Origin of the sequence: Pseudomonas sp. B23(2017), assembly GCF_002113725.1 — a bacterium.
Classification (GTDB): domain Bacteria; phylum Pseudomonadota; class Gammaproteobacteria; order Pseudomonadales; family Pseudomonadaceae; genus Aquipseudomonas; species Aquipseudomonas putida_Z.
Genome location: NZ_NEJM01000008.1, coordinates 63,523 through 79,167 on the forward strand (window position 1 = coordinate 63,523; position 15,645 = coordinate 79,167).

General features: G+C 64.2%; 15 protein-coding genes. 7 read left to right on the forward strand and 8 right to left on the reverse strand.

The window, feature by feature from the left end; translation table 11 throughout:
• Window positions 1-90: 90 nt before the first annotated feature.
• Window positions 91-2,598, reverse strand: a complete 2,508-nt coding sequence (locus CAG46_RS14715; RefSeq protein ID WP_085617521.1) for an ABC transporter permease — start codon at window positions 2,596-2,598, stop codon at window positions 91-93.
• A complete protein-coding gene (locus CAG46_RS14720; RefSeq protein ID WP_016714756.1) occupies window positions 2,598-3,281 on the reverse strand; it encodes an ABC transporter ATP-binding protein in 684 nt (227 codons plus the stop codon). The genes CAG46_RS14715 and CAG46_RS14720 overlap by 1 nt, the downstream gene beginning before the upstream one ends.
• A gap of 10 nt (window positions 3,282-3,291) precedes the next feature.
• On the opposite strand from CAG46_RS14720, the gene CAG46_RS14725 reads away from it, so the two are divergent.
• The 3 genes from CAG46_RS14725 to CAG46_RS14735 all read left to right on the forward strand — a co-directional run bounded on the left by CAG46_RS14725 (window position 3,292) and on the right by CAG46_RS14735 (window position 5,335).
• Entirely contained in the window at window positions 3,292-3,897 is a 606-nt protein-coding gene (locus tag CAG46_RS14725) for an arylesterase (protein ID WP_085617523.1), read from the forward strand.
• Window positions 3,898-3,955: 58 nt separating this feature from the next.
• Complete coding sequence (locus CAG46_RS14730) at window positions 3,956-4,246, forward strand: hypothetical protein (protein ID WP_025338431.1); 291 nt, start codon at window positions 3,956-3,958, stop codon at window positions 4,244-4,246.
• Window positions 4,247-4,357: 111 nt separating this feature from the next.
• Window positions 4,358-5,335, forward strand: coding sequence for a L,D-transpeptidase family protein (locus CAG46_RS14735; protein WP_085592905.1), 978 nt, complete (start codon window positions 4,358-4,360; stop codon window positions 5,333-5,335).
• Window positions 5,336-5,467: 132 nt separating this feature from the next.
• Here the strand turns inward: CAG46_RS14735 and oprI are convergent, their stop codons facing one another.
• Window positions 5,468-5,719 (reverse strand): outer membrane lipoprotei OprI, encoded by a 252-nt coding sequence (gene oprI / locus CAG46_RS14740; RefSeq protein ID WP_003259780.1) that lies wholly within the window; start codon window positions 5,717-5,719, stop codon window positions 5,468-5,470.
• A gap of 509 nt (window positions 5,720-6,228) precedes the next feature.
• On the opposite strand from oprI, the gene CAG46_RS14745 reads away from it, so the two are divergent.
• Window positions 6,229-6,510: a GNAT family N-acetyltransferase gene (locus CAG46_RS14745; RefSeq protein ID WP_025338432.1), complete on the forward strand. Its 282-nt coding sequence runs from the start codon at window positions 6,229-6,231 to the stop codon at window positions 6,508-6,510.
• Window positions 6,511-6,640: 130 nt separating this feature from the next.
• On the opposite strand, the gene CAG46_RS14750 is transcribed toward CAG46_RS14745, so the two are convergent.
• Window positions 6,641-7,717: a 3-deoxy-7-phosphoheptulonate synthase gene (locus CAG46_RS14750; protein ID WP_025338433.1), complete on the reverse strand. Its 1,077-nt coding sequence runs from the start codon at window positions 7,715-7,717 to the stop codon at window positions 6,641-6,643.
• A 231-nt stretch (window positions 7,718-7,948) separates the two neighbouring features.
• On the opposite strand from CAG46_RS14750, the gene CAG46_RS14755 reads away from it, so the two are divergent.
• The 3 genes from CAG46_RS14755 to cysB all read left to right on the forward strand — a co-directional run bounded on the left by CAG46_RS14755 (window position 7,949) and on the right by cysB (window position 10,621).
• A complete protein-coding gene (locus CAG46_RS14755) occupies window positions 7,949-8,896 on the forward strand; it encodes a putative 2-dehydropantoate 2-reductase (RefSeq protein ID WP_085617622.1) in 948 nt (315 codons plus the stop codon).
• Window positions 8,897-9,020: 124 nt separating this feature from the next.
• Entirely contained in the window at window positions 9,021-9,518 is a 498-nt protein-coding gene (locus CAG46_RS14760; RefSeq protein ID WP_015269711.1) for a universal stress protein, read from the forward strand.
• A 128-nt stretch (window positions 9,519-9,646) separates the two neighbouring features.
• Window positions 9,647-10,621 carry an HTH-type transcriptional regulator CysB gene (gene cysB, locus CAG46_RS14765; RefSeq protein ID WP_013971904.1) on the forward strand — a complete coding sequence of 325 codons (975 nt, stop codon included), beginning with the start codon at window positions 9,647-9,649 and terminating at the stop codon, window positions 10,619-10,621.
• A gap of 136 nt (window positions 10,622-10,757) precedes the next feature.
• On the opposite strand, the gene CAG46_RS14770 is transcribed toward cysB, so the two are convergent.
• From CAG46_RS14770 to CAG46_RS14785, 4 genes are all read right to left on the reverse strand, one after another.
• Entirely contained in the window at window positions 10,758-11,492 is a 735-nt protein-coding gene (locus tag CAG46_RS14770) for a phosphoadenylyl-sulfate reductase (RefSeq protein WP_015269712.1), read from the reverse strand.
• Between the two features lie 92 nt (window positions 11,493-11,584).
• Window positions 11,585-12,928: an aminodeoxychorismate synthase component I gene (pabB, locus tag CAG46_RS14775; RefSeq protein ID WP_085617525.1), complete on the reverse strand. Its 1,344-nt coding sequence runs from the start codon at window positions 12,926-12,928 to the stop codon at window positions 11,585-11,587.
• A gap of 200 nt (window positions 12,929-13,128) precedes the next feature.
• Window positions 13,129-14,109, reverse strand: coding sequence for an alpha-L-glutamate ligase-like protein (locus CAG46_RS14780; RefSeq protein ID WP_025338436.1), 981 nt, complete (start codon window positions 14,107-14,109; stop codon window positions 13,129-13,131).
• Window positions 14,109-15,644 (reverse strand): inactive transglutaminase family protein, encoded by a 1,536-nt coding sequence (locus tag CAG46_RS14785; RefSeq protein WP_025338437.1) that lies wholly within the window; start codon window positions 15,642-15,644, stop codon window positions 14,109-14,111. Before CAG46_RS14785 ends, CAG46_RS14780 begins: the two co-directional genes overlap by 1 nt.
• Window position 15,645 lies beyond the last annotated feature (1 nt).

Genomic DNA, 15,645 nt, shown 5'->3' on the forward strand with positions numbered 1-15,645 from the left:
CCCGCTCCCACAGGTCCGACACAGGTTTCAAGTACTGTGGTGAACCTGTGGGAGCGGGCGCGCCCGCGAAGAGGCCAGCACGGGCTGTCATCAACTCTCGCGTAAAACCGCCAACGGGCTGGCATTCAACGCCCGCCGCGTCCCCAGCACCCCCGCACCACCTACCAGCAGCGCCCCTGCCAGTGGCAACAGCAGCAACCACACATGCGGGCTCCATTGCAGGTCGAAGGCATAGCGGTACAGCACCAGGGTAATCAGCTCGCACCCGACCGCCGCCAGCAAGCCGCTGGCCGCACCCAGCAAGCCGAACTCGATCCGCCGCGCCTTGACCAGCAATGGCCGCGCCGCGCCCAGCGCACGCAGCAAGGCGCCCTGGCGGATGCGCTCGTCTAGCGTTGCCTGCAAGCCTGCGAACAGCACAGCCAACCCGGCTGCCAGCACGAACAGCAACACGTACTCCACCGCCAGGGTCACCTGGGCGAGGATGCTGCGCAGCTGATCGAGCAAGGCATCCACCTGCAGAATGGTCACTGCCGGAAATGCCCGTGACAGCGCCACCACATCCAGGTCATGGCCCGGTGCCAGATAGAAGCTGGTCAGGTAGGTGGTCGGCAGCCCCTGCAACGTGCCGGGCTGGAAGATCATGTAGAAGTTCGGCTGGAAGCTGTCCCAGTGCACGCTGCGCAGGCTGCTGACCCGGGCCTGGCGCTGCTGGCCGCCGATGTCGAAGGTCAGCAGGTCGCCCAGTTGCAGCTTCAGGCTGCTGGCCAGTTCCGCCTCCACCGACACACCGGGGATTTCATCTTCGGCGGGCAACGCCTGCCACCAGTTGCCGCCCGTCAGTGTATTGCCTTCGGGCAGTTCGGCTGCCCAGGTCAGGCTGAGGTCGCGCTGCACGGCGCGCTCGCCTGCCGAGTCCTTGCTGACCACCTGCTGCACCGGTTGCTCGTTGATGCGCACCAGGCGGCCGGGTGTCACCGGGTACAGCGGTGCCGAGGTGGCATTGACCTGCTGCAGGTGTTGGGCGAACGGCTCACGGTCATCCGGCAGGATGTTCAGGGCGAAATGGTTGGGTGCATCCTTGGGCAGCTGTGCTTGCCAGGTGTCGAGCAGTTCCGCGCGCAGCAGCGCGACCAGGGCCATGGCCAGCAGGATCAGGCCGAAGGCCAGGGCTTGGCCGGCAGCGGCCATGGGGTGGCGCAGCAGTTGGCCCAGCCCCAGTCGCCAGGTCAGCGGGGCCCCGGCCAGCAATTGGCGCAGGCTGCGCAAACCGAGCAGCAGCAGGCCACCGAGCAGCAGCGCGGCGACCAGGCCGCCACCGAGCAGGGCGAAGGTGAGCAGCAGGTCGAGGCTCAGGCGCCACATGATCAGGCCCAGTGCGAACAGGGCCGCGCCGTACACCAGCCAGCTGCTGGGCGGTATCGGCAGCAGGTCGCGGCGTAGCACGCGCAGCGGCGGCACCTGGCCCAGCGCGGCAATTGGCGGCAGGGCGAAGCCGGCCAGGGCCACCAGCCCGGTAGCGATGCCGGCCAGGGCCGGGACGATGCCGCCTGCAGGCACCACGCTTGGCAGCAGGCCATGCAGCAGGCGGAACAGGCCCAGCTGGGCCAGCCAGCCGAGCAGGGCGCCGGCGAGCGCGGCGACCAGGCCGAGCATGGCCAATTGCAGGCAGTACAGGCCCAGTGCCTGGCGGCGCGAAAGGCCCAGGCAGCGCAGCAGGGCGCTGGCGTCCAGGCGGCGTGCGGCGTAGCGGCTGGCCGACAGGGCCACGGCGACGCCTGCCAGCAGCACCGCCACCAGGCTGGCCATGTTCAGGTAGCGCTCGGCCTTGCCCAGGGCGCCGCCGACCTGCTGGTTGCCATCGCGGGTGTCGCGCAGGCGCTGGTTGGCGGCCAGGTCCTTTTTCAGTGCCCCGCGGTACTGGGCCAACGCTTCTGCATCGCCGCGCCACAGGTCGCGGTAGGTGACCCGGCTGCCCGGCTGGATCACGCCGGTGGCCTGCAGGTCGGCCAGGTTCATCATTACCCGTGGGGTAAGGCTGTAGAAGTTGTTGGCGCGGTCCGGTTCGTAGGTCAGTACGCGGCTCATGCGTAGCGTCTTCATGCCCACGTCGATGCTGTCGCCAACCTTCAGCCCCAGTGCCGCCAACAGGCGTGGCTCGACCCATGCTTCGCCAGGTGCCGGGCCGCCGCCCGGAGTTTCTGCGGCATAGGGCTCCGCGGCACTGCGAACTTGCCCGCGCAACGGGTAGGCACCATCGGCAGCCTTGACGCTGGACAGTTGGATACCGTTGTCGCCGCCGACCACGCTGGTGAACTCGACCACCTGTGCGTGGCGCAAGCCAAGCGCCTTGCCGGCTTCTATCTGCTGGTCGCGGGCCGGGGCACTGCCCTGCAGCACCAGATCGGCACCGAGGAACTCGCTGGCGCGCAGTTGCATGGCGCCGTTGAGGCGGGCACCGAAATAACCGATGGCAGTGCTGGCCGCGACCGCCACCAGCAGGGCGAAGAACAGCACGCGCACTTCGCTGGCGCGAATGTCGCGCAGCAACTGGCGCAGGGCCAGGCCGCACAGGCGGGACAGTGGCATGTGGTTCATCAAGCCTCCACCGGGGCCACCAGGCGGCCCGCATCCAGGCGGATCTGGCGGCGGCAGCGCCGGGCCAAGCGTTCGTCATGGGTAACCAGCACCAGGGTGGTGCCGCGTTCCTTGTTCAGTTCGAACAGCAGGTCGCTGATGCGCTCGCCGGTGTGGCTGTCGAGGTTGCCGGTGGGTTCGTCGGCGAACAGCACTGCCGGTTGCGCGGCGAAGGCACGGGCAATGGCCACCCGTTGCTGTTCGCCGCCCGAAAGCTGGCGCGGGGTGTGGCTCAGGCGCTTGCCCAGGCCGACCCGTTCGAGCAGGGTGCGCGCGTGTTCGCGGGCATCGCGGCGGCCATCCAGCTCCAGCGGCAGCATGACGTTTTCCAGGGCGTTGAGGCTGTCGAGCAGCTGGAACGACTGGAACACGAAGCCCACATGTTCGGCGCGCACCCGCGCGCGCTGGTCTTCATCCAGCGGCCCCAGGTCGTGGCCTGCGAGGATGACCTTGCCGGCACTGGGCTGGTCGAGACCGGCGAGCAGGCCGAGCAGGGTCGACTTGCCCGAGCCCGAGGCGCCGACGATGGCCAGGCTGTCGCCCTGGGCCAGGTCGAGGGACAGCGCGTGCAGGATGGTCAGGTCACCTTCCGCGCTGGGGACCACTTTGCTAAGGTTCTGCGCAACGAGAATGCTGGGGCCCATGGAGAATCCGATGCGAGTGTGGTGGTTGAGTGCCGGTCTGGCCCTGTATTGCCTGGCCCAGAGCGCGGCGGCGGGAACACTGCTGGTTGTCGGCGATAGTATCAGCGCCGGTTTTGGCCTGGATACCCGCCAGGGCTGGGTCTCCCTGTTGCAGACCCGCCTGCGGGACGAAGGTTTCGACGACAAAGTGGTCAATGCATCGATCAGCGGCGACACCAGTGCAGGTGGCCAGGCGCGGCTGCCGGCGCTGCTTGAAGCGCACAAGCCGAGCCTGGTGGTGCTGGAGCTGGGCGGCAACGATGGCCTGCGCGGGCAGTCGCCAGCGCAATTGCAACAAAATCTTGCCTCGATGATCGAAAGTTCGCGCAAGGCCGGTGCCAAGGTGGTGCTGCTGGGCATGCGCCTGCCACCCAATTATGGCGTGCGCTACACCACCGCGTTCGCCCAGGTGTATGAACAGCTGGCGGCAGAAAAACAGGTGCCGCTGGTGCCGTTTTTCCTCGAGGGGGTAGGGGGCGTGCCTGAGTTGATGCAGGCGGATGGCATTCACCCGGCCCAGGCTGCCCAGCAGCGCCTGCTGGAAAATGCCTGGCCGGCGATAAAACCCTTGCTGTGACGCTTTAAACGGCGCCGGCTTTCGGCTAATGTTGCGCCCCCCGTTTCGAGTGCCACCGATGCCGCGCCCTGCCTGGTCCCTGTATGCCTACCAACTGATCGAGCCTGATGAGCAGCTCGACCTGTTCGCCTGCCAGGAAATCCGCGTCCACCTCGTGGCCCGCCAGCTCGAGCTGGGCGTACCGGCCGACCGCACTCTGTGTGGGGGCCTGCTGCCGGCGCAACCGCGCTGGTCGGGGGTGGCGCGCTCGATCTACCGCGACGGCCGCCTGTGCGACCTGTGCCGCGCCATCCTCGATGCCCAGCGGCGCGGCATGCGCCCGGTGTGGCCGGAGCTGCAGGGCGCCTGAACACCGCGCCTTTCATCATCTGGAACGCTTGCATGGCGCCAATGCCTCCCGCTTGCATCGGCGCAGGTGTACAATCGATTCTCTTGACCCACCTTTCGAAGGATTTACCGGATGTTGCCGCGCTTTCCTGCCGTCACCCGTAGCCTGTCCCTGGCCGCCCTGCTGGTAGCAGGCCCCGCTGCTGCGCTGGAGCTGCCACTGCCACCACCCGGTGAAGACATCATCGGCCAGGTGCATGTGATCAAGGCAAAGTACGAGGACACGTTCGCCGATATCGGCACTGCCAACGACCTCGGCTACCTGGAAATGATCGCCGCCAACCCGGGCGTGGACCCATGGCTGCCAGGTGCCGGCACCGAGATCATCCTGCCGACCCGCTACATCCTGCCGCCGGGCCCGCGTGAGGGCATCGTCATCAACCTGGCCGAATACCGCCTGTACTACTTCCCGAAAGGGCAGAACGTGGTGCATACCTTCCCGCTGGGCATTGGCCGTGAAGGCTGGGGCTCGCCGATCGCCAATACCAAGATCACCGCCAAGACGCCGAACCCGACCTGGACCCCGCCAGCGTCGATCCGTGCCGAGCACGCGGCTGACGGCGACATCTTGCCGAGCGTGGTGCCGGCCGGCCCGGACAACCCGCTGGGGCCGTTCAAGTTCACCCTCGGCGTGCCGGGCTACCTGATCCATGGTTCGAACAAGAAGTTCGGCATTGGCATGCGTACCAGCCACGGTTGCTTCCGCATGCTCAACAACAACGTGCTGGAACTGTCGAAGATGGTGCCGGTGGGTACGCCGGTGCGCATCATCAACGAGCCCTACAAGTTTGGTATCAGTGGCGGCAAGGTCTATCTGGAGGCGCACACGCCGCTGGACGACCAGGGTAATCCGTCGGTGGTCGATAAACACACTGCTGTTATCAACGCCTTGCTCAAGCGTGAAGACCTGGCCAATAACCTACGCATGAACTGGGACATGGTCCGTGACGTGGTGGCCGCGGAAGATGGCATGCCGGTGGAAATTGCCGTGCCGACCGAAAACCAGGGTGGCGCACCTATGGTTTCGAGCATTCCGCCCGAACTGCAGTAAGGTAATTGCGACACACCCGGGCCTGCCTTAGTGCAGGCCTTTTCGTTTCTGCGTGGCGCGTTTGCCTTGTGCGCAGGCAATAAAAAAGCCGACCCACAAGTGGGTCGGCTCCATAACAATCCGTGAGGATTATTACTTGCGGCTGGCTTTGTCCAGCATACGCAGAGCGCGCTCGTTGGCTTCGTCAGCGGTCTGCTGAGCCTTCTGAGCGGCTGCCAGTGCGTCGTCAGCCTTACGGTAGGCTTCGTCTGCACGAGCTTGAGCGCGAGCTGCTGCGTCTTCAGTCGCAGTCAGACGAGCTTCGGTTTCTTTGGATACGCTGCTGCAACCGGTAGCCAGAACTGCGGCCAGAGCCAGAGCAGAGAATTTCAGAACGTTGTTCATCGTGTTCCCCTTCAAGGACTTTCTATTAAATAGCCATCTCTCGGAAAAGAGAAACTGGCCGGCGTACATAGTACCCATTACTTGTAGTAAGTAAACTGACTAAGCGCAAGAACTGCAAAAAAAATGTTGCTTGACGCCTTTCCGACAAGATTTGCGACACGCCTGTGAAAAAAACGTACAGGGTTCGCAAGCGACTGTAGTACAGGAACTTTTTTGTTGAACTAAGGGTGACTTTAACTGTCCTTCGGCGTCTTAAGCCCTAGTACATCCGGTGGCTGCCTGGCGCGTTGCCAAGAATGGCATCTGGCTGCATTTTCGCCATTTTTAACCGCCACCACCTTGAGCAATCCCGCCTGCGGCGCCTACTATCTTGTGAGTGCCAGAGGATCCGAACGATTGCAATCGTCCAGTGGTCGAAGGGGGCAACAGGTGGCGTAGAGGATTCTGTGCCGGATAAACCACCATCGGTTAAGGTATGGGTCTGCCGAGAAGACCTGCGAGGAGTAGTGATGAGCGAAGCGCTGACCATCCACCATGACCAGGCCGGTCATCAGTTCGAGACCAACGTGGACGGTCATCGTGCCTATCTGACGTACATGGACCTGGGCAAGCAGACGCTGGACATCTATCGCACCTTCGTACCCAACGCCCTGCGCGGCCGCGGGATTGCTGCCGCCCTGACCGAACGGGCCCTGGAGTACGCTGAACAGATGGGCTACACGGTGATTCCGTCCTGCTCGTACGTGGAGCGCTACATGGAGCGCCAGCAGCGGCATTCGAGCAAGGTCTGATTCTGTAAAAAAAGCGGGGCCGCTTCGCAGCCCATCGCGACACAAGGCCGCTCCTACAGGAAATCGCATAACCCTGTAGGAGCGGCCTTGTGTCGCGATGGGGCGCGAAGCGGCCCCGCTCTTTATCGCATCAGCCGCGCTTGCGCTGCGGCAGCACATCCTTCAGCTTGGTACGCATGCTGCGCAGGGTCTTCTCGGTAGCCGACCAGTCGATGCAGGCATCGGTGATCGACACGCCGTACTGCAGCTCGTCCAGGTTCTTCGGAATCGACTGGCAGCCCCAGTTCAGGTGGCTCTCGACCATCAGGCCGATGATCGACTGGTTGCCTTCGAGGATCTGGTTGGCGACGTTCTCCATCACCAGCGGTTGCAGGGCCGGGTCCTTGTTGGAGTTGGCGTGGCTGCAATCGACCATGATGTTGGCCTTGATCTTGGCCTTGGCCAGGTCCTGCTCGCAGAGGGCGACGCTGACCGAATCGTAGTTCGGCTTGCCGTTGCCGCCGCGCAGTACCACGTGGCCGTACGGGTTGCCCTTGGTGGTGACGATCGACACGCCGCCTTCCTGGTTGATGCCGAGGAAGCGGTGCGGTTTGGACACCGACTGCAGGGCGTTGATGGCAACAGTCAGGCCGCCGTCAGTACCGTTCTTGAAGCCGACTGCCGAGGACAGGCCCGAAGCCATCTCGCGGTGGGTCTGCGATTCGGTGGTGCGGGCGCCGATGGCCGACCAGCTGATCAGGTCCTGCAGGTACTGCGGGGAAATCGGGTCGAGCGCTTCGGTGGCGGTCGGCAGGCCCATTTCGGCCAGGTCCAGCAGCAGCTTGCGGCCGATGTGCAGGCCATCCTGGATCTTGAACGAGTCATCCAGGTACGGGTCGTTGATCAGGCCTTTCCAGCCGACGGTGGTGCGCGGTTTTTCGAAATACACGCGCATGACCAGGTACAGCGTGTCGGACACTTCCTCGGCCAGCACTTTCAGGCGCTCGGCGTACTCGTGGGCGGCCTTGATGTCGTGGATCGAGCAAGGGCCGACCACGACGAACAGGCGATGGTCCTTGCCGTCGAGAATATTGCGCACCACTTCACGGCCGGCAGTCACGGTCTGCAGGGCTTTGGCGCTGAGGGGGATTTCCTTCTTGAGCTGATCGGGGGTGATCAGGGTCTCGTTGGAGGCAACGTTCAAGTCATCGATCGGTAAATCAGCCATCGTGTTACTCGTCAGGTCACGGGTGCCGGCCGCCAACTATCCCCGTGCGGCCCAGCAGCAAGAATAATTGCAGCGGGGAGCCGAACCTTAGCGCGTTACAGGTGGCGCGACAATGGGCTGGGCCCAGTCCGTGTGGGGTTTTTCCGAGATGGCAGGTGTTTGCCGTGCATGGGCTGCCCAGCGCTGCGCAACCTGTGTAAAAAGAGGGCTGACATTTACCTGGAGATCGGCATGCATCCGCACACACCACGTATCGGCATCATCGGCAGTGGCGCCATCGGCGGCTTCTATGGGTTGATGCTGGCCCGGGCCGGCTTCGATGTGCATTTTCTGTTGCGCAGCGAGTACGAGGTTGTCCGCGAGCAGGGGTTGACCCTGGACAGTGCCGTGCATGGCAACTTGCAGATGAAGGTGCAGGCCTATGCCAGTGCCGCCGACATGCCACCCTGCGACTGGCTGCTGGTGGGGGCCAAGGCCACCAGCAATGACCAGTTGGCGCCGCTGATCGTGCAGGCGGCCGCACCGGGCGCCAAGGTGGTGCTGCTGCAGAACGGCCTGGGCGTGGAGGAGCAGTTGCGCCCGGCCTTGCGCAGCGACATGCACCTGCTCGGCGGCCTGTGTTTCATCTGCGTCAACCGCCAGGCGCCCGGCGTGATCCGCCACCAGGCCCTGGGCGCGGTCAACCTCGGCTACCACAGCGGGCCGGCCAACGATGGTGGTGCCGAGTTGGTCAATGAAGGCGCGGAGCTGTTCCGGGCTGCGGGCATCGACTCGCAGGCCATGCCCGACCTGGCCCAGGCACGCTGGCAGAAGCTGGTTTGGAACGTGCCCTACAACGGCCTGTCGGTGCTGCTCGGCGCCAGCACCACGCCGCTGATGGCCGACAGTCATGGTCGCGCCCTGATCCAGGCCTTGATGGCCGAGGTGGTGCAGGGTGCGGCGGCGTGTGGCCATGTGTTGCCCGAGGGGTATGCCGAGCACCTGTTCCAGGTGACCGAGCGCATGCCCGACTACTGGCCCAGCATGTACCACGACCATGTCCACAAGCGCCCGCTGGAGCTGCAGGCCATCTATGCCGAGCCGTTGGCGCAGGCGCGTGCGGCAGGCTGCCACTTGCCACGCATGGAGATGCTGTACCAGGCGCTGGCTTTCATCGACCGGGGCGAACAGCCCCGCTGAGGGTGGCTCTGGCCCCACCGGGGCCCTCCAGCCCGCATCAGCAGCGCGCCGGACGGCAAAGCGTGCGTCCGGCGCGCTGCTAAGCTGAAGCTTGCTCTGCCGCAGCGGCAGTCGAGGAGGTCGAATGATCCACTCCATGCTGTACGCCACCGACCTCGGTGTCTACGCCCCTTTTGTCATGCAACACGCGCTGGCGCTGGCGCGCACATTCGGCGCCGAGTTGTATGTGATCCACGCGGTAGAGCCCATGGGCCAGTTCGCTGAATCTCTCCTGCAAAGCTACCTCGATGAACAGACGCTCGACCAGCTGCACAGCCAGGGGGTGAACACGGTGATGGCCAATATCGAGCAGCGTGTGCTGGAAAACTTTCGCGACGAACTGGGCGAGGAGGCCGACCTGGCGGTGATCAAGGCGGTGCGAGTACGCCAGGGCGACCCGGCGCAGGTGATCCTCGACCAGGCGCAGCGGCTGAGCGTCGACCTGCTGATTTTCGGTAGCCACAGTGCTGGCGCCGGCGTGGATGTGCCATTGGGGCGCACGGCGGTACGGCTGCTGCAGCTGTCGCCTGTACCGGTGTACATGGTGCCGCTGGCGCAGCATTTGGGGCGTAGGAAAGCATGAAGATGGCCGTAGGCCATTTCCGGGGGTATGTAACAAAATAGTTCTAGATTTATTTCCAGAACCACTAATATAGTTATATATCGTCGCTGCCTGCTGCCGCGGACTCATCGCTGAACCGAGGGGAACCTATGAAGCTTCAACAACTGCGCTACATCTGGGAAGTGGCGCACCATGACCTCAACGTCTCCGCGACGGCGCAGAGCCTGTATACCTCCCAGCCAGGTATCAGCAAGCAGATCCGCCTGCTCGAGGATGAGCTGGGTGTTGAAGTCTTTGCCCGCAGCGGCAAGCACCTGACCCGCGTTACCCCGGCCGGTGAGCGCATCATCAATACCGCTGGCGAAATCCTGCGCAAGGTCGAAAGCATCAAGCAGATTGCCCAGGAATTCTCCAACGAGAAGAAGGGCACGCTGTCCATCGCCACCACCCACACCCAGGCGCGTTATGCCTTGCCGCCGGTGATCAGCAACTTCATCAAGCAGTACCCGGAAGTGTCCTTGCACATGCACCAGGGTTCGCCCATGCAGATTGCCGAGATGGCCGCGGACGGGACGGTGGACTTCGCCATCGCCACCGAGGCGCTGGAGCTGTTCGGCGACCTGATCATGATGCCGTGCTACAAGTGGAACCGCTGCGTGGTGGTGCCGCAGGGCCATCCGTTGACCAAGCTGCCAAAGCTTACCCTGGAAGCGGTCGCCGAATACCCGATCGTTACCTACGTGTTCGGTTTCACCGGGCGTTCGAAGCTGGACGAAGCGTTCAACCACCGCGGCCTTACGCCGAAAGTGGTGTTTACCGCGGCTGACGCCGACGTGATCAAGACCTATGTGCGCCTGGGGCTGGGCGTTGGGATCGTCGCCAAGATGGCGGTGGACACCAAGCTCGACAGCGACCTGGTGGCCTTGGATGCCAGCGAACTGTTCGAAGCCAGCATCACCAAGATCGGCTTCCGCCGCGGCACCTTCCTGCGTGGTTTCATGTGCGACTTCATCGAGAAGTTCGCCCCGCACCTGACCCGTGAAGTGATGGCCAAGGCCATCCAGTGCCACAACAAGCAGGAGCTGGAAGACCTGTTCGAAGGCGTCGAGCTGCCGGTGCACTGATCCAGAATTGCAGGGGCCTCACGGCCCCTGTGGGAGCGGGTTTACCCGCGAAGAAGGCGACGCGGTGTATGGCACCGGCTTCGCCGGTGTTCGCGGCGGTTCGACGCCTCGATGAACCCGCTCCCACAACGGCCCATTATGCCTTGCTGATCAGGTTGCCCGCGTGCAACCCGCATTCCTTCTGCGTCGACTCTTCCCACCACCAACGCCCTTCGCGCTCATGCTGGTTTGGCAGCACCGGGCGGGTGCAGGGCTCGCAGCCGATGCTGATGAAGCCGCGCTCGTGCAGGCTGTTGTACGGCAGCTCCAGCATGCGGATATAACCCCACACTTCCTCGCTGGTCATCTGTGCCAGCGGGTTGAACTTGTACAGGGTGCGCTCGGGGGTGGAGAAGGCGCTGTCGATTTCCACTGCCGCCACCTGGCTGCGGGTGCCCGGGCTCTGGTCGCGGCGCTGGCCGGTGGCCCAGGCGCTCACGGTGGCCAGCTTGCGACGCAGCGGCTCGATCTTGCGGATACCGCAGCACTCGCCGTGGCCGTCCTTGTAGAAGCTGAACAGGCCCTTTTCCTTGACGAACGGGTCGAGCTTGGCGCGGTCGGGGCTGAGGATCTCGATCGGCAGGTTGTACTGCTCGCGGACCTGGTCGATGAACCGGTAGGTCTCCGGGTGCAGGCGGCCGGTGTCGAGGCTGAACACCTTGACCTGCTTGTTCAGCTTCCAGGCCATGTCCACCAGCACCACATCCTCGGCGCCGCTGAAGGAGATCCACAGGTCATCACCGAAGTGCTCGAAGGCAAGCTTGAGGATGTCCTGCGGGGACTTGTTGGCATAGGTCGCGGCCAGTGCTGCGACGTCGAAGGGTTGGCTCATCAGGCGGTTTCCATCGTGGCTGTGGCGCTGTGCGCTCGTAGTGAGGTGATGGTAACAAAAAATGGCGGGGTAGGCGGGCTTGGAGTCGCCGATCACAAGCCCTGCAAGGTCTCCATCAACACCCGCACCTTGGCAATCGACTCTTCATATTCGGCCTGCCACTCGGAGTCGGCCACCACCGCGCCGCCGCCCCAGCAGCTGACCTGTCCACCCTTGACCAGCAGGCTGCGAATGGCAATCGAGCTGTCCATCTCGCCGCGCACATCCACGTAGAGCAGTGAGCCGCAGTACAGCGCCCGGCGTGCCGGCTCCAGTTCGTCGATGATCTGCATGGCGCGGATCTTCGGCGCGCCGGTGATCGAGCCGCCGGGGAAGCTGTCGCCGATCAGGTCCAGGGCGTCCTTGTCGCTGGCCAGTTGGCCGGTGATGCTGCTGACCAGGTGGTGCACATTGGGGTAGCTCTCCAGGCTGAACAGCTCGGGCACCTTCACCGAGCCGATCTCGCAGGTACGCCCCAGGTCGTTGCGCAGCAGGTCGACGATCATCAGGTTTTCCGAGCGATCCTTGGGGCTGTGCAGCAGCTCCTCGGCATTGCGCAGGTCTTCTGCCGGGTTGCTGGCGCGCGGGCGGGTGCCCTTGATCGGCCGGGTTTCCACCTGGCGCTGGCTGACGCGAATGAAGCGCTCGGGCGAAAAGCTCAGCAGGGCGCTGCCGTCGGCCAGTTGCTGGTAGCCGGAGAAGGGGGTGGGGCAGGCTTTGCGCAGGGCCTGGTAAGCGTGCCACGGATCGCCCTGGCAGGGCGCGCGGAAGCGCTGGGTAAGGTTGATCTGGTAGCAGTCGCCGGCCTGGATGTAGCGCTGCACCTGGTCAAAGGCGGCCTTGTACTGCTCGGGCTGCAGGTCGCCGGCCATCGGCGCGAGTAGCTGGAAGCTGCCGCTTTCCGCGTTGTCGACACCTTCGAACAGGGCGATCAGGCGTTCCCGTTCGCTGCCGGGCAGGCTCGGGTGGAACACCAGTTGGCTGGTCGCGCACTGGTGGTCGGTCACCAGCGCCCAGGCATACAGCCCCAGTTGCGCGTCCGGCAGGCCAAGGTCGTCCACGGCCAGGCTGGGCAGGTGTTCCAGGCGGCGGCCGAAGTCATAGCTCAGGTAACCGATCAGGCCGCCAGCGAACGGCAGCTCGCTGCCTGCGGGCAACTGCGCATGGCCCAGTCGTGCCAGACCGGCGCGCAGGCGCTGGAGGAAGGTGCGGCCATCTTCGTCGGGCTGCGCCTGCAGGTGTTGCAGCGGCCAGGCGCTGAGCAGGTCGAAGCGCCCGCGTTCGGCGCCGGGGCGGGCGCTGTCCAGCAGGATCGCACCGGGGGCCTGGCGCAGGCGGGCGAAATAGGCGGCAGGGTCGGGCTGGTAGGGCAGGGGGTGGAGCGTACAGGTCGGCATCAGTGTGGACGGCGATGTAAAAGCGAGGAGGGCGATTGTAGACCTGTGCAGGAAATGCGCCTAGCTTTGTGGCGACATTCAAGCACTGGGTATCGCCCTTGCGGCCCTGTCGCGACACAAGGCCGCTCCTACAGGAGATCGCGTGATCCTGTAGGAGCGGCCTTGTGTCGCGACAGGGCTGCGCAGCAGCCCCGGCGATTTCAGCGCGGGTGCACGTGCCCGAACAAGCCTTGCGATACCCGCACGCGCTGTTCGGCATCTTCGCTGATGCCATCCTTGGCCAGTGCTTCCAGGTGCGCCTCGATGGCGTGTGTGCGCTGGGTCAGGCCGCAGTCGTTGGCGATCTGGATGTTCAGGCCGGGGCGGGCGTTGAGCTCGAGAATCAGCGGCCCCTTGTCCTGGTCCAGCACCATGTCGACACCGATGTAGCCCAGGCCGCACAGCTCGTAGCAGCCGGCGGCCAGCTTCATGAAGCCGTCCCAGTTCGGCAGTTGCACGCCATCCACCGCGTTGGTGGTGTCCGGGTGCTTGCTGATGATGTTGTTCAACCAGGTGCCGCGCAGGGTCACGCCGGTGGCCAGGTCGACACCCACGCCGATGGCGCCCTGGTGCAGGTTGGCCTTGCCGCCGGACTGGCGGGTCGGCAGGCGCAGCATGGCCATCACCGGGTAGCCCATTAGCACGATGATGCGGATGTCCGGCACGCCTTCGTAGCTGATGCTCTTGAAGATCTGGTCGGGGGTGACCCGGTACTCGATCAGCGCACGGTCGCGGTGCCCGCCCAGCGAGTACAGGCCGGTGAGGATGCTCGAGATCTGGTGCTCGATTTCCTCGTGGCTGATGATCTTGCCCGACACTGTGCGGTAGCGGTCCTCGAAGCGGTCGGCGATCACCAGGATACCGTCACCACCGGCGCCCTGCGCCGGCTTGATGACGAAATCGCTGCGCCCGCCGATGATCTGGTGGAGCTTCTCGATCTCTTTCTCGGTCTCGATGATGCCGTACATTTCCGGCACATGGATGCCGGCCGCCAGGGCGCGCTCCTTGGTGATGATCTTGTCGTCGACGATCGGGTACAGGTGGCGCTTGTTGTACTTCAACACGTAGTCCGCGTTGCGCCGGTTGATACCCATGATGCCCCGGGCCTCCAGGGCTTTCCACGTCTTGATCAGGCCAAACATCAGGCGTCAGCCTTCTTCAGGAATGCCTTGAAGCGCACGAGCTCGGTCAGGCGGTAGCCGCGGTAGCGACCCATCGCCAGCATGAAGCCCACCAGGATCAGCAGCACGGCCGGGAAGGTGAACACGAAGTACACCAGCTCCGGCACCATCATCAACAGGTGCGCCAGGGAAGCGGCGAACAGGGTGCCGATGGCCACTTTCATGGCATGGCCGCCGCCACGCTCTTCCCAGGTGATGGACAGGCGCTCGATGGTCATGGTCAGGATCACCATCGGGAACAGCGCTACCGACAGCCCGCGCTCCAGGCCCAGCTTGTGGCTGAACAGGCTGATGGCGGCAATCAGTACCACGACGAAGGTCAGTACCACCGACAGGCGTGGCAGCATCTGCAACTTCAGGTGTTCCAGGTACGAGCGCAGCGACAGGCCCAGGGCGGTGATTACCGTGAACAGCACGATACCGAAGCCAAGCTGGGTCTCGCGGAAGGCCAGGGCGATCAGTACCGGGGTGAAGGTACCCAGGGTCTGCAGGCCGACCAGGTTGCGCAGCACCAGGATCACCAGCACGCCGATCGGGATCATCACCATGATCATGAAGGTTTGCTGGGTCTGCAGCGGCAGGCCGTACAGCGAATATTCGAGGAAGTCGGCGTCGGTATTCTCGTCGGTCAGCTTGGCCAGGCGGATGGCGTTCATCTCGCTGTTGTTCATGCTGAAGGTAACGTTGGCCTTCTTGCCGCCATCGACGGTGATCAGGTTGTCGTCACCGGTCCACCACAGCAGGCGATCGCTTGGCAGGCCCTGCTCGCCGGTGTCCGGGTTGAAGTACAGCCAGTCGGTGCCGTTGAAGCTGCGCAGCCACAGTTCCGGGGTTTGCGGGGTGTCGGCCACCAGGCGGATGGTGTGCACCTTCTCCATCGGTACGTGGGCGATCGACAGCAGCAGGTCGATGACCTGGGCCTTCTTCATGGCCGTGGTGTCGCCGGCCAGCAGCAGCTTGACGTTATCGTCGTTCAGGTTGTTGACCCGCTTGATGGTCTCGCTGACGAAGGTCTCGACGTCGGCCGAGTGCTGGCGGATCGGCGCCATCAGGGCCTCGGCGGCGATCTTCTCGGGGCCTTCCACTGCCAGGCTGTCACGGAAGGTCGGGCCTTTGACCGTGGTCTTCTCGTTGCTGTAGCGCTTGGTCAGCACCAGGCGGTAGTAGAGGGTCTGGTTGCCGCTGGCGCGGCGGGCCGACCAGGTGACCTTGCGGTTGCCGTCGGCACGGTTGACGCTCACCCCGTAGTTGTTGGAGATGAAGCTCTCGTTGAGGCTGACGTAGTCGCGGTTCAGCGGTGGCACGAACATCTGCACCTTGACCGGGTCCTTGGTGCTGGCCACGAACTCGACCTTGGCGTCGATGTTCCACAGGTCGTCGGTTTCATCCTCGGTTACCGGGATGCCGAGTACGAAGATCTGATAAGCCGTGACCGCCACGCCCAACAGCACCAGCACGGTGATCAGGACTTTCAGATGGAGGGTAAGAGAGCGCATC

What these genes read in the sequence shown, in the direction of transcription:
- CAG46_RS14715 (WP_085617521.1), bottom strand. Translation starts at nt 2,598, where the DNA reads ATGAACCACATGCCACTGTCCCGCCTGTGCGGCCTGGCCCTGCGCCAG.
- CAG46_RS14720 (WP_016714756.1), bottom strand. Translation starts at nt 3,281, where the DNA reads ATGGGCCCCAGCATTCTCGTTGCGCAGAACCTTAGCAAAGTGGTCCCC.
- CAG46_RS14725 (WP_085617523.1), top strand. Translation starts at nt 3,292, where the DNA reads ATGCGAGTGTGGTGGTTGAGTGCCGGTCTGGCCCTGTATTGCCTGGCC.
- CAG46_RS14730 (WP_025338431.1), top strand. Translation starts at nt 3,956, where the DNA reads ATGCCGCGCCCTGCCTGGTCCCTGTATGCCTACCAACTGATCGAGCCT.
- CAG46_RS14735 (WP_085592905.1), top strand. Translation starts at nt 4,358, where the DNA reads ATGTTGCCGCGCTTTCCTGCCGTCACCCGTAGCCTGTCCCTGGCCGCC.
- oprI (WP_003259780.1), bottom strand. Translation starts at nt 5,719, where the DNA reads ATGAACAACGTTCTGAAATTCTCTGCTCTGGCTCTGGCCGCAGTTCTG.
- CAG46_RS14745 (WP_025338432.1), top strand. Translation starts at nt 6,229, where the DNA reads ATGAGCGAAGCGCTGACCATCCACCATGACCAGGCCGGTCATCAGTTC.
- CAG46_RS14750 (WP_025338433.1), bottom strand. Translation starts at nt 7,717, where the DNA reads ATGGCTGATTTACCGATCGATGACTTGAACGTTGCCTCCAACGAGACC.
- CAG46_RS14755 (WP_085617622.1), top strand. Translation starts at nt 7,949, where the DNA reads ATGCATCCGCACACACCACGTATCGGCATCATCGGCAGTGGCGCCATC.
- CAG46_RS14760 (WP_015269711.1), top strand. Translation starts at nt 9,021, where the DNA reads ATGATCCACTCCATGCTGTACGCCACCGACCTCGGTGTCTACGCCCCT.
- cysB (WP_013971904.1), top strand. Translation starts at nt 9,647, where the DNA reads ATGAAGCTTCAACAACTGCGCTACATCTGGGAAGTGGCGCACCATGAC.
- CAG46_RS14770 (WP_015269712.1), bottom strand. Translation starts at nt 11,492, where the DNA reads ATGAGCCAACCCTTCGACGTCGCAGCACTGGCCGCGACCTATGCCAAC.
- pabB (WP_085617525.1), bottom strand. Translation starts at nt 12,928, where the DNA reads ATGCCGACCTGTACGCTCCACCCCCTGCCCTACCAGCCCGACCCTGCC.
- CAG46_RS14780 (WP_025338436.1), bottom strand. Translation starts at nt 14,109, where the DNA reads ATGTTTGGCCTGATCAAGACGTGGAAAGCCCTGGAGGCCCGGGGCATC.
- CAG46_RS14785 (WP_025338437.1), bottom strand. Translation starts at nt 15,644, where the DNA reads ATGCGCTCTCTTACCCTCCATCTGAAAGTCCTGATCACCGTGCTGGTG.